The organism is Microcoleus sp. PH2017_05_CCC_O_A (assembly GCF_020738785.1).
GTDB lineage: Bacteria > Cyanobacteriota > Cyanobacteriia > Cyanobacteriales > Microcoleaceae > Microcoleus.
Map to the genome: position 1 here is coordinate 1 of NZ_JAEQCB010000160.1, position 12,099 is coordinate 12,099.

The 12,099-nt window shown below is 41.3% G+C and carries 13 protein-coding genes; 6 read left to right on the plus strand and 7 right to left on the minus strand.

The window, feature by feature from the left end:
* On the plus strand, positions 1-604 hold a 604-nt coding region (locus tag JGK20_RS27910), incomplete at its 5' end, for a ferrochelatase (RefSeq protein ID WP_293232881.1).
* Between the two features lie 172 nt (positions 605-776).
* Here the strand turns inward: JGK20_RS27910 and JGK20_RS27915 are convergent.
* On the minus strand, positions 777-935 hold the full coding sequence (locus JGK20_RS27915) for a type II toxin-antitoxin system HicA family toxin (protein WP_293232883.1): 159 nt from the start codon (positions 933-935) through the stop codon (positions 777-779).
* Complete coding sequence (locus tag JGK20_RS27920; RefSeq protein WP_293212897.1) at positions 932-1,135, minus strand: type II toxin-antitoxin system HicB family antitoxin; 204 nt, start codon at positions 1,133-1,135, stop codon at positions 932-934. Before JGK20_RS27920 ends, JGK20_RS27915 begins: the two co-directional genes overlap by 4 nt.
* Before the next feature lie 220 nt (positions 1,136-1,355).
* Here JGK20_RS27920 and JGK20_RS34670 point away from each other — a divergent pair, with 220 nt between their 5' ends.
* From JGK20_RS34670 to JGK20_RS27940, 4 genes are all read left to right on the plus strand, one after another.
* Complete coding sequence (locus JGK20_RS34670; RefSeq protein ID WP_366039578.1) at positions 1,356-1,973, plus strand: hypothetical protein; 618 nt, start codon at positions 1,356-1,358, stop codon at positions 1,971-1,973.
* A gap of 202 nt (positions 1,974-2,175) precedes the next feature.
* Complete coding sequence (locus tag JGK20_RS27930) at positions 2,176-3,186, plus strand: hypothetical protein (RefSeq protein WP_293232885.1); 1,011 nt, start codon at positions 2,176-2,178, stop codon at positions 3,184-3,186.
* Between the two features lie 62 nt (positions 3,187-3,248).
* On the plus strand, positions 3,249-3,926 hold the full coding sequence (locus JGK20_RS27935; protein WP_293232887.1) for a VWA domain-containing protein: 678 nt from the start codon (positions 3,249-3,251) through the stop codon (positions 3,924-3,926).
* A 234-nt stretch (positions 3,927-4,160) separates the two neighbouring features.
* The gene (locus tag JGK20_RS27940; RefSeq protein WP_293232889.1) at positions 4,161-5,276 is read left to right on the plus strand and encodes a PP2C family serine/threonine-protein phosphatase; all 1,116 of its coding nucleotides are present in this window, start codon (positions 4,161-4,163) and stop codon (positions 5,274-5,276) included.
* Between the two features lie 74 nt (positions 5,277-5,350).
* Here JGK20_RS27940 and JGK20_RS27945 read toward each other — a convergent pair whose 3' ends face one another.
* Together JGK20_RS27945 and JGK20_RS27950 are read right to left on the minus strand one after the other, a co-directional pair.
* Positions 5,351-6,832: a caspase family protein gene (locus JGK20_RS27945; RefSeq protein ID WP_293232891.1), complete on the minus strand. Its 1,482-nt coding sequence runs from the start codon at positions 6,830-6,832 to the stop codon at positions 5,351-5,353.
* A gap of 3 nt (positions 6,833-6,835) precedes the next feature.
* Positions 6,836-7,228, minus strand: coding sequence for a hypothetical protein (locus JGK20_RS27950; protein WP_293232893.1), 393 nt, complete (start codon positions 7,226-7,228; stop codon positions 6,836-6,838).
* A 328-nt stretch (positions 7,229-7,556) separates the two neighbouring features.
* Between JGK20_RS27950 and JGK20_RS27955 the strand changes: the two genes are divergently transcribed.
* A complete protein-coding gene (locus tag JGK20_RS27955) occupies positions 7,557-7,904 on the plus strand; it encodes a hypothetical protein (protein WP_293232895.1) in 348 nt (115 codons plus the stop codon).
* Positions 7,905-8,047: 143 nt separating this feature from the next.
* Here the strand turns inward: JGK20_RS27955 and JGK20_RS27960 are convergent, their stop codons facing one another.
* The 3 genes from JGK20_RS27960 to JGK20_RS27970 form a co-directional block, all read right to left on the minus strand.
* A complete protein-coding gene (locus tag JGK20_RS27960; protein ID WP_293232897.1) occupies positions 8,048-9,430 on the minus strand; it encodes a tetratricopeptide repeat protein in 1,383 nt (460 codons plus the stop codon).
* Positions 9,431-9,434: 4 nt separating this feature from the next.
* Entirely contained in the window at positions 9,435-10,766 is a 1,332-nt protein-coding gene (locus JGK20_RS27965; RefSeq protein WP_293206545.1) for a P-loop NTPase fold protein, read from the minus strand.
* Between the two features lie 215 nt (positions 10,767-10,981).
* On the minus strand, positions 10,982-12,099 hold a 1,118-nt coding region (locus tag JGK20_RS27970), incomplete at its 5' end, for an aminotransferase class V-fold PLP-dependent enzyme (RefSeq protein WP_293232899.1).

A 12,099-nucleotide genomic window follows, 5' to 3' on the forward strand; every position in this document is an offset into this window, starting at 1 on the left:
GGAAATTAAAAACGATTTAGCTGTAGCACATTTGCCTTCTCAGATTGGGATTGTGCTGATGAATCACGGTTGTCCGCACAAGGCGAAGGGCTTCACTTCGGGGATTGTGGAAAGTCAAGCTTTGTACGATCGCGTGCGGGAACGTTTGATGTATCGTTATCCTTTGATTTCGGTGGGCTGGCTGAATCATGACACGCCGCTGATTGAATGGACTCAGCCGGATGCGACGTTGGCTGCGAAGAATTTGATTGATTTGGGTGCAACTGCGATCGTGTTTATGCCGATCGGATTTGCGACAGAAAACCACGAAACTTTGTTAGATGTAGACCACATTATTGAGGGTTTACAGAAGCAACGTCAAGGAGTTACTTACCGCAAATTGCCTTGTGTTAACGACCATCCTGAGTTCCTGAAAATGGCGGCAGAGTGGGCAAATCCTCAAATTGAAGCGTTGTTGAGTGAAAGTGCGATCGCGGTTAATCCGAATTTGGTGGTTCGGGATCACGTGCATTCTCATGGGGATCATGGGCATAATCATGGGGATCATGGGCATTCTCACGGCGATCATGGGCATAATCATGGTGGCCACGGGCACAATCATTAATTAGGATTTCAGAAACCGGGTTTTTTGCGATAATACTGCGTTGAAGACGACAGATTAAGTAAAAAACCCGGTTTCTTTGTGGGAGTGGGTAAATCGAGATTAATTTAGGTTAAAAGGGCGATCGCTTTTTAATTAATTTTGCGAAAATATGGCGATAGCTTGTTCAGTTTACTTATAATAAATCCAAAAACTTATCGAGGTCTATACGAGCTTCATCTGGCATAGCTTTTTGCAGTCGAATGTGGCTACCCCGTTGGCGGACAAATACCCATCCATCGCGCTGTAGTGCAGCAATAATCTGAGTATAAGGAAGATTGGGAACTTTGCTCATACCACCAATTCTCTCACAATTGCACCTTCGGAAATGCTCAATTCATCTGCCATCGGCTCCAAATAAAGTTCGATCGCTTCTTGGATATTTGCCAATGCTTCGTCAATCGTTTCCCCTTCACTGATGCAGCCTGACAGTGAGGGAACATAGACGGTATATCCACCTTCGTCACTGGGTTCTAATACGACTTTGATGTTCATAATTTCGGTGTCACGAGCGCTGACTTTTCTATTATAGATGATTTGGGGCGATCGCACTATCATAGCAAATAGCTGTAGGGTGCGTCGCCATTAGATATCTTCAAATGCGATCGAACATCTCACAGCGACGCACCATAATAGGTAAGTCAGCGGAAGGACTGATGCTTGCTGACAACCTCTCGAATCTTGATGAGTTGCTTGAAGCTATTAGAGAAAGAATATGACTGCAAAAACAATTACCTATACTGCACTAGAGCGAATTTTAGCAATTAAATGGGAACCTGACGATAGTCGCGTTAACTCTCATATTGCCCTTTTGCGAGAATACTTGAGACGTGCGGCACTGTGGGCAAAAGCTTTAGATTGTACAGATGAATGGCCGTTTTTTGATGTGGCTGCTCATATCTGCCCTTTAGAATGTGCCGATGATACTAAGATGAAAGTGCTTAAGACTCATTTCACAGAGACACCGTTTTATGTGGCGGGTATGATTGAAAAAACCTGCGAGTGGTTCCTCCATTGGGAGCGGGTGAAAAATTTACAAAAAGTTAGTGAATTTACTTTACCTGAACCCTACGAACCTCTAATCATAATGTATGAACGCGGTGGCATATTCTCTATGGAACATAGATTTTTTGATTTTGCTGTTGGGAGTTTTCCTAGAGGTAAATGGCAGCAATACGACGAAAAAATTGCAGCAGAGTGGGCAAATCCGCAGATTGAAGCGTTGTTGAGTGAAAGTGCGATCGGGGTGAATCCGAGTTTGGCTATCCGCAATCACGCTCACTCTCATGGAGATCGCGGGCATTCTCATGGTGATCATGGGCACAGTCATTAATTAGGATCTCAGAAACCGGGTTTTTTGCGACAATACTGCGTTGAAGACGACAGATTAAGTAAAAACCCGGTTTCTTTCTATTTTCGTCCATTACTCCACTCACCCTAAAAATCTTAGTGTGCATTCATGGAATTATTTTTATACCATCCTGAACTTACGCGCAAGTATGTGTAAAGCCATAGAGTGTAAAGCATGAGGTACCATGAACAATCTCATAATCTATGATGAGCAAAGGCAACCGCGCAGACTAGGCGAACAAATCGGTAGTGGTGGACAAGGGGATGTATATGCACTGGCAGAAAATCCAAACATTGTAGTCAAAATCTTTAATCAGGAGAAATTACAAGAAAGAAGACATGAACTAAGAGAAAAAGTTTTTGTTCAAATTCGAGTTCTAGAAGACCTGATTAAGAGTCCTTACGTAACCTGGCCCCAGATAGAGATTTTTGATAGCAATGACCAGTGGATAGGCTATGCCATGAAAAAAGCCGGAGGGATACCACTGAGTAAACTAGCTCATACCATGCTCTATTTAAAATACTTTCCAAACATAGATAGGAAAGGTATTGTGCAAATATTGTTGCATCTTTTAGATACAGTTGAAAGTTTGCACAAAAAAGAAATTTACCTTGGGGACATTAACTTAGGTAATTTTCTTGCAGACCCTTCTACGTTTAAAGTTTATCTGATTGATACAGACAGCTATCAAGTCAAAAATGCTAGGACTTCTCAAATCTATACTTGCCCTGTAGGTAGACCAGAGATGACACCTGTAGAACATCATGGTGAAGCTTTTGACAAAATTATTAGAACACTTGAAAGCGACTTATTTTCGTTAGCCATTTTAATGTTCCAATGTTTGATGTTGGGACTACATCCTTACAGCCAAGTAGGCGGTGGAAATCCAGTAGAAAATTTGCGCGGGGGCAATTTCCCATATGGAAGAGGAGGCTTTCCACCAGGGGAGGAAGGTGGCATACCACCAGGGCCTTGGTTTATTGTTTGGAGTCATCTATCATTTAAAGTCAAAAACCTTTTTATTAACACTCTGAAACAGGGTGTTAATGACAAATCGAAGCGGGCTTCTATAGAAGAATGGCGAGGTGTGTTTCAAGAATACTATTTTGCTATGCAAAGTGGTTTCCTCTCCTCAGAAGTCAGACCAGCAGAACGAAAAATTAGCCGAGATGGTGAAGACAGGATTGTTTGGTAATCTTGTGTAACTATCTATTTTTTGAAGTGTTTCATTAGCAATTAGTTGACTTGGAAAGAAATATGAAGATTAAGCTCAAGAACCAAGACTATGATTTAATTGAAAATCCAACGCCTCGTTGTCCGTGTATGTTGGTTTTGGATGTCAGTGGTAGTATGTCAGGCGATCCAATTAGTTTACTCAATCAAGGTGTAAATCAGTTTATCCAAGAAGTTTATCAAGATGATTTTGCACGATTTGCTGTGGAGGTAGGAATCATTACTTTTGGTAGTACGGTCGATGAAGTTATCCCTATCCAATCGATTTTGGAAATTAATGTACCTGCATTTTCGGCTATGGGAAGAACGCCAATGGGGGAAGCTGTTTCCAAAGCAATTGAAGTTTTAGAAGTACGTAAAAAACAGTACCAAAAACGTGGTGTTCCCTACTATCAACCTTGGATCATACTAATGACCGATGGTGAGCCAACCGATGAATATTCTAAGGCTGCGGCTCTACTTCGTGAACTCGCTGAAGATAGTAAAATGCTAGTGTTTGGAATTGGCATCGGCGACCACTGCAATTTGAATAAACTTGGTGAGTTTTGTCCTGCCAATCGTCCACCCAAAAAATTAGCTGAGTATAAATTCAGGGAATTCTTCCAGTGGCTTGCTCAAAGTATGGCGAAAGTAAGTGTTTCCACTCCTGGAACTGGTTTTGAATTACCATCTACCAAAGGTTGGGATAGCATTATACTTTAAAAATTTAATTCATTCTCAATTGAGCATTCTTGAATGCTCATTGCTTGCAAAATATAGCAGTCCTAAATCAGTCGCAAAATCGATCGAGACCATAATCCTTGCAGTGTGAGCATCTCGATCGCGTATAATGCAAGAAAATCTTTTAGGATTGCTATATAATCGAAACAAAATAAATGTAGAGATTACAAGTCTATATTTATTGCAGTTCTTTCATAAAAAATGGAGTCCTAAGTTATGAACAAGAAAAAACCTAAAGCAGCAAAAAAAGCAAGCAAAGAAAAGAGCATAGGTTTAACAGTTGAAGAATTTAATGAACTGCAAAGAAAGTATCCTGATAGCAGAGAAGCACTCAATGATGCTATTTCTGCCAAGCAGGATGACAATTTCTATATTAGGTTAACGAAACTGAAAAACCAGCAGAGTAAATTGGGAAATGATGCAGTTCCTGATGCACTTATCAAAGAAATTAGCTCTAGAAAAAAAAATAAAAATTTCCGAAAACCGAAGCAAGATCAAAATAGTAAATTAGCTCAAGAGAATGATTCAGTAGAAAACAAAATACCAGAGCAAATAAAGTGGCAAGGTATTTGTGCTACTACTGTTGGTCGTTCTCACCTTCAATCGCATCCACAAATAGAATGTCAAGATGCCGCAAAAGTTGTATCAACGCCACGGGCAGCGATTTTTGTGGCAGATGGTGCTGGCTGTGCAAGATTATCTCACTTGGGTTCTAAGTCTGTTGTTGAGGAGTTGGCTGGATTTATAAATTCAAAACAAGCTACTCATGGAGAAATATTAGACCAAGAGCAAATAATTAATTGCAATGACAGCGATCGAGGAAAAGAGTATGCTTATAAGTTTGTCAAATATGCAGTTGAAGGATTACGAAAACTTGCAAATACCGAAGATTGCTCGGTAGAAGATTTGAAGTGTACGTTACTAATGGCTGTGTCAGGCAAATTTTATATATTTTGGCTGAAAGTCGGGGATGGCTTTATTGTTGTCGAAAAGGATAATAAGCTTGAGTTACTCGGTTCTTTAGGAAAAGGAGAATTTGCAAATCAAACCACATTTCTTAGCGAAAGCTTGAACGACAAAGCAATCTCTTACGGTTTTTTACCTGCCGAAAATGTGACGGGTATTGCTGCATTTACAGATGGTGCAGGAGAAACTCTAGTGACTACACATGATTCTAAAATAGCAGGTGAGTTAAGTAACTTTTTTGCACAAATGAGAGGAGGCAGTTTGGATAATGATAGCTTACTTAAATTTTTAGAAGATGAGACAGTTTGGGCATCTCCGAAGGGTTTTGATGATAGAGGAATTGCTCTTTTGGCACAGTCCAAGTAACCAAAATTGAAGCATTGGAGGTTTAACTTTACAAGTCACTGCGGGAGAGAAGAAGCTGAGCTACATCAGGCCCATCACAGAAAGCACTCTCCCTTATATTTAACCCAAAGTTTATTAATTGTGTCTAAAATTTTAGTTGGTAATTTTTGGATATCATCTTTAGATAGGCATCCTAAAGAATCTCCGTTAACAGCTTTAAGGATGACTTTAGCTGTTTCTTCCTCAGCTTCTTCCCATTTCTTTGCTGCTAGTAAGTCGCGTAGTTTAATATATTCATAGTTGATGGGATGTTCTACTGTCGATCCGTTTCCTAGAGGTTTACTTTTACCTATATTTTTGTTTCCAGATGATGGATTAGAAGGTGCTTGTGTCTTGTTCGACTTCGTTGGTTGAGTAGTTTGAGGCTGATTGGCTCCTCTAATGTCTCCAATTGTTGTTTCTGGCGGCTGATTGTTAATAAGTGAAGTTGGTAAAGAATCTAAAATTCTTTTCTCAATTTGTTCAACATCTTTGTCCCTCAGATTAAGAACTCGTTGGAATTCCTTGAGCGTTTTACGATTTTCTTTACTAACGGGATCACACTCTTTTAATGCCTTTACAAAAAAGTTTTCGTAATCGTTGAACTTTTGCTTCCGTTCGTGATATGGCTTCAAAACTTCATCTTCAATCGCCTTGGCTTCGTCGGGTGTCAAAGTCAGCTTTTTTTGAAATGCCTCTAGAGAATAGCACTTAAAACTATCAGTAATATTTCCATCAAAAATACAGTTTGAAGAAATTGATTTTTGTTCCTCTTCACGCGCAAATCGCTCTACCATTTTGCGATAAATGAGCTTTGGATCGTCTTGCCTAGATTTTGCTAGAACAATATTACAACCTCCATTAGCATCCTTTAACGAAGGATTCATGTTAGGAGAATCTTCTTTTACCTTGTTTTTGGTGTATCTGTGTAATTCATCTATAGAAATCTTGCCATCATTATTTAAATCCCCTGCTCCAGTATTGATACCTTCCACTAAGTAACGAGTGTAAATTGAAAGTCCAGAATCTGCTTGAGCATAGGAGTATTCTATATCATCACTGGATGAAAGAACTGCCCATGATTTATTACCTAATACCAATCCTTTAGTAAAAGCCCCACTAAAACAACAGTCTAAAATCACAATCTGCTTTTTGCATAAACTAGCGGTCATTCGTTCATGGACAAAACTGGCACTGATGGCTGTATAAGATCGCACTGTTTTGTTCGCGTCTGTTTCTGTAGTAGGTGTTGCAATGAAAAGATTTCCTCTTTCATCCTTGAAACCATGACCGGAAAAATAAAATAGTAATAAATCATTTGCCTTGCACTTGTCAAACAGATTGTAAATAGCGTCCTTCATCTTTTTTTCTTTCGGATTTGGTAGTGGGGTAATATCAGTTTCAGCAAACCCACCCATGTCTTGACGCTGTAATACTTGCTTTATTGCCATCACATCTTTGGTGGCACTAGGCAGGGCTGATATTCCTTGTTGATGATAATTGCTGACCCCTACCAGTAAAGCTACCTTTTTTTGCATCTGTCACTCCTTATTTTCTTCAATAAATTTCTGAGCGACTTTTAGCACTTCGTTCAATTCAACTATACTACTGGCTTTCCCCTTGAAAGTTTTACCATTAACTGTAACTTCCATTTCAACTATTTTCCCTAACCCTAATAGGCGTAATAGGCGATCGCTCAAAAACCTGAACAAGAATTTAATATTTGCTGCGTTGACTTCAGCCATCAACATCCCCAATAAAAACCCCCCTATAGGTTTTGCGTCTTTTGGCAAATTTTCTACAGGTACAAGGCCAGCAGATTCAACTTCAACCTCTTGCTTAATATCTTGCAGAAGATTTTCTGTTATTTCTTGTAGTTCCCCATCTTCCAGACGCTCATCTAAAAGGGCGATCTTCACTTGAATATTTGACATGGAATTTACTTTTCCTATTGGTAGGTATAGATATAGCGAACCTTGCACCAACCGCAAGCTAGCAGTTGGAATCCATATATGACAACGATTTTAGCCTTTTTTAGAAAAGGACTGCTGTTTTGGAACGCTGCCAATATGATACCATAGGAAGTCCCAGTCGGAAACGAAGTATTCTCACAAAAAACCCGGTTTGCGATCGCTCGTGCGTTCAGGACTATAGATAAACCCGCCGTGGCTATAGTAATTGAATGGCGATCGCCCCCAAACATAGCCTTAGACTATACTACCACGCAATCTAGAATCCTATTAACCAACTAATACGATATCAATGACATCCCACACATTAAACTTACCCGTTCAACTACAGCAAGAAGCTGAAAAATTGGCGACACTCCAAGGCATTTCCCTAGATCAGTTTATTCTCTGGGCTGTAGCCGAAAAAGTCGCTACCCTCAACCAGCGGAATGACGATCGCACTTTCCCTCAAATCACAATCGGCTGCTTTCAGAAACATAAGCTGCTGACTGGAAAGGGCAAGTCCGCTGGCTTAATCAATGGCGAACTTAATTTTATCTTGTATATTGAGGCAAAAAGGTCGATCGCGGTTACAGTCATTAATTCGGATCTCAGAAACCGGGTTTTTTGCGATAATACTGTGTTGAAGACGACAGATTAAGTAAAAAAACCTGCTGGTCGATCGAAGTCGAAACCCGGTTTCTTTTGTGGGAGTGGGTAAATCGAGATTGATTAATGAATTTAACTCTTTAAAAATTCTACTATTTTAATGGCTGGGGAGTAGGTATCATCAGCTAATTGCCATTACTGGTTGCTTCGATCGAGATTGTCTAAATTCAACAAAGTTTCTGTATACTGTTGCGGGAAAGCCTCAAGAGTTCTGACTGTTAAAGCATTTTCATAACACTTTTTCGCCTGTTCGATATTCTCTGCTTTCTCTCCCCTGATTCTGTTACTGTAGGCTATTGCCAGATTATTTTGCGTCGTTGCCCAATCTTGGGGAAAGTCATCGGGGGTGCGGACGGTTAATGCAGCAGTGTATGATGCGATCGCCAGTTCGATATTCTCTGCTTTCTCTCCCCTGATTCTGTTTCTGTAGGCTATTGCCAGATTATTTTGCATCATCGCCCAATCTTCGGGAAAAGCATCGCGGGTGTAGATGGTTAATGCAGCATTGTATGATGCGATCGCCTCTTCCAAATTATTCGCACGATCGCCTAGAAGATATTGTTGGTAAAAATTCCCCAGTCGCCCCAAAGCAGCCGCCTCTCGTAGGCTATCTTTCAAACTCCTAGCAATTTCTAAAGACTGCTGATATAGAGGGAATACCCCTTCCCACAATTCTAAGTCACGGTAAATATCACCTAACTGTAACAAAGTGTCAGATTCCGCCGTGGGTAAGTTCAATTTTCTTTGTAAAGCAAGTGACTTGTCAAAGAAATGAATTGCCCGATCTCTTTCCTCTAAATAATTCTCGGTTTGGCGGGTTTTGAGCCGATTTGCATAAGCATTAGCAACTCGATTGTATAGCGTTGCTAATGCAGGAGTTTCCATTGCTTGTTTCTCTAGACTTTCCACCTGTTCTAACAGTTCATCTAGAGGTAAAATTAGTCTTGTCTCAGACTCAATCAGCGGAGACTTTTCCCAAGTCTGATTAATCACACCCGTTTCTTCCACCGTCGGTGCTACAAATCGAAATACCCCACTCCGCCAACTCCAAAAATCCGGTGCTTCCAGACTCAAGCGACTCAGAATCTTCGGTGTTACCCAAATTACAATCGGATAAGGAAACTCTCGCAACCCCTCCCGCGTCCATTGCAAATAACCGAAAAAACGGCTTAACTCAGACGAGCCAGATTTTGACACAATCTCCATCAAAGCCTCAGTTCCCGTTACAGTAATTACCGCTGATGTGTGGGGTTCTTGTAACTCTGGGCAATCCTGAACAAGTTGCTCCAACGCAGCTCTTAAACTCGGTTCTTGTTGATTCAACACCACGCGATAACAGGGTATCTTCGGAGCAAGTTCTGCCTCGTAACGATTAATCATCTGAGTTTGAAAATCTCCCGGTTTACAGGAGGCAATCAACAATGACAATACACCTTTACTTGCTTCAATTAAAGAGACAAGACCATCGTAACTATCCTCATTGATCGATTGATCGTCCACGATATCATTGTCAAGCATTTAATTAACCCTCCGCTCCAATTAATCCACGCCGCTGCAATATTTCCTGAACCACTGGATGAACTCCAAACCACAAATCGTCATTGCGATATTCTAGGATGTAAAGCGTGTGCAATAAATCCAAGAAATCCTGATCCATTCCATCTAGGGGTAAATAATTTTGGTATACATCCACTAGAATTTGATAGCGGTTTTGTCCAAGAGGTTCTGTTAAATTAATGCGATAGTCTTTAATCGCATTTTGCAAAATCTCAGACGTAATTTTTAAATCTTGGTTGTCTGGTGTGCGACGTAACTGCTTCAAACATAACCCACAGCACAGACTAGCCAAACGAATAAATTCTCGCAATGCACCACCACTTTTAACGATCATCATCTGAGTTGCTTCCGGTGCAATCAACTCCTTGGGGATTCGTTTGTAAAGAATTTGCTCAAATACTTTTACAGCTTCTGCGACAGGAGAGGCATTGGGAACTCTATCTTGTCCACGCGGAAACAACTTTGTCGCCCACATCGATTGAATCTTATTGTTTGTGGCATTCTGAATAATTCCTCGCAACGACATATCTCGTGTCGCTGCCATTGGAATTGTATAAATAATCCGAAATTGAGGCTGAAACAACGCACTGATATTATTTCGATAAACTTTATCTACAATTTCTAGATCGAGTTTATCAAGGTCATCAATCACAACCAGAACTTCTTGTCCGCACGCCGCTTCAATCGCACTAGCGATATCGTTGATGCGATCGATTAAATCTGAAATCCGTCTCTCAAACTCAGTCGTAATTTCCTCACGAATCACAGAGTTTGCCTTCAATGTCGCTTTCAATTTGGCAAAGAATTTCACGAACCAAGCATTGACACCAGCTTCTCCACTCGTTTCTAGCTCAATGCTCGAATCAACTGAACTTCCCTCAGTTCTAGTATGCTTACTAAACCATTGATAAAAAGCTTTTTTTGTTTTAGAACCGATTTTAATCTGGCGTTCTTCTGCTGCTTCCATGAGCTTTACTGCCATAGCAAACAAAATGTTAATATGATTCACATCTGACATTTCAATCATGTCAGAAATTGAAAAGAAGACTACAAAGTAGCGATTCTGCGTGTCCCGGCAAAATTGACCCAGCAATGTCGATTTACCTGATCCACGATGCCCTGTAAAAATGATTTTGTTATTGTCTGGCGAGCAATCTTCAACTAAATGCTCCAATTCTTCTAAAATCTCCGTGCCATATTCCACATGAAATTTATTCAGTTGCTCTACGGTGACCAAAGGAAGTAACTGAAGATTCTGGAAGGCTGTTTGGAAGGATTCTAGGCGCTGGTTAGTCATAGGAAATATATATAGACTATAACTCTAAGTTTATCACAATGCCTTGTAATCTCACCCCTCTACTGCTAAGTCTGCGCTAACACCGATGTTTATTTTAGCATGATTCGATGGTTCTCCGGCTGACTTCACTTACGCAGGGGTGATCGGAAACCGGGTTTTTGCGAGAATACTTCGTTACAGTCCGCAGATTCGGTAAAAAACCCGGTTTCTTTGGATTAATCTATCCTATTGTCGATCGCATTCTCAGATTGAATTGCGATCGCCCCAACCAACTTATCAATTTCCGCCTCAGTGGTGAAATAGTGAACGCAAGCCCGCACGCAATCAGGATTCAGAATTGTCCGCACCATAATTCCCTGCTTCTCCAACAAATCGACAAGCTTTTTATGCGGCATCCCGTTAGTCAATCGAAACGAAACCAAACCCGCTTCCGGTGCCGAAGTCCGCAAACATTCTACATGGCTAATTTCCGACAAACGTTCCCAGAGATACTTGCTCAAACGGCAAATTTCTGCATACCTTTCCTCGATCGGACCCCATTCATGTTGCAGGGCGATCGCACTTCGCAAACCCGCATACAAAGGATAAGCCGAAGTCGCAATTTCGTAACGTTGAGCTCCCGGTTTAAAGCCAATCGGTTTAGCATTAGCATCCGTCACAATTCCCCGCCAACCGATAAACACCGGCTGCAAATCTGCCAAAGCTTCTGCACTTACATAGAGTCCACCCAAACCTTCCGGGCCACACCACCATTTATGACCCGTGAAAGCATAAAAATCAACTCCCGACTCAATCAAATTCAAAGGCAAAACTCCCACAGATTGAGCCGCATCAACTAATACTCTGACTTTGTGATTCTGCACAGGCAAATCTTCTTGTCCCCCCCCTTGCCAAGGGGGGGTTAGGGGGGGTTCATAGCCTTCATGGCACACTTTCACAATCTCAGTCAGAGGCAAAACTTGGCCAGTATTCCACAAGATGTGACTGATTACCAACAAACGAGTATTCGGCTGCAAATAATCAGCAATTACCGCCACCGCATCGCCCTGATTCAAAGTAGCCGCCAACGGACAAACCGAAACCTCAAGGTTGAAACGGCGCTGAAGTTCCATTACACTAGCTACAATGCCCGGATGTTCGCAGTCAGAGAGCAATAAATGGTCGCCAGGATGCCAATCAATGCCCCACAGAGCAATATTGCAGCCGACGGTGACATCTTCAGTCAGGGCGATCGTTTCGGGAGGGACGGCTAACTCGTTTGCGATCGCACGTCGCGTCAGCATCGCCTCCTGAGCCACCCAAGCACCGATTTCCCCCGAAAACGGCCCCCCAA

What these genes read in the sequence shown, in the direction of transcription:
- JGK20_RS27915 (WP_293232883.1), bottom strand. Translation starts at nt 935, where the DNA reads ATGAGCAAAGTTCCCAATCTTCCTTATACTCAGATTATTGCTGCACTA.
- JGK20_RS27920 (WP_293212897.1), bottom strand. Translation starts at nt 1,135, where the DNA reads ATGAACATCAAAGTCGTATTAGAACCCAGTGACGAAGGTGGATATACC.
- JGK20_RS34670 (WP_366039578.1), top strand. Translation starts at nt 1,356, where the DNA reads ATGACTGCAAAAACAATTACCTATACTGCACTAGAGCGAATTTTAGCA.
- JGK20_RS27930 (WP_293232885.1), top strand. Translation starts at nt 2,176, where the DNA reads ATGAACAATCTCATAATCTATGATGAGCAAAGGCAACCGCGCAGACTA.
- JGK20_RS27935 (WP_293232887.1), top strand. Translation starts at nt 3,249, where the DNA reads ATGAAGATTAAGCTCAAGAACCAAGACTATGATTTAATTGAAAATCCA.
- JGK20_RS27940 (WP_293232889.1), top strand. Translation starts at nt 4,161, where the DNA reads ATGAACAAGAAAAAACCTAAAGCAGCAAAAAAAGCAAGCAAAGAAAAG.
- JGK20_RS27945 (WP_293232891.1), bottom strand. Translation starts at nt 6,832, where the DNA reads ATGCAAAAAAAGGTAGCTTTACTGGTAGGGGTCAGCAATTATCATCAA.
- JGK20_RS27950 (WP_293232893.1), bottom strand. Translation starts at nt 7,228, where the DNA reads ATGTCAAATATTCAAGTGAAGATCGCCCTTTTAGATGAGCGTCTGGAA.
- JGK20_RS27955 (WP_293232895.1), top strand. Translation starts at nt 7,557, where the DNA reads ATGACATCCCACACATTAAACTTACCCGTTCAACTACAGCAAGAAGCT.
- JGK20_RS27960 (WP_293232897.1), bottom strand. Translation starts at nt 9,430, where the DNA reads ATGCTTGACAATGATATCGTGGACGATCAATCGATCAATGAGGATAGT.
- JGK20_RS27965 (WP_293206545.1), bottom strand. Translation starts at nt 10,766, where the DNA reads ATGACTAACCAGCGCCTAGAATCCTTCCAAACAGCCTTCCAGAATCTT.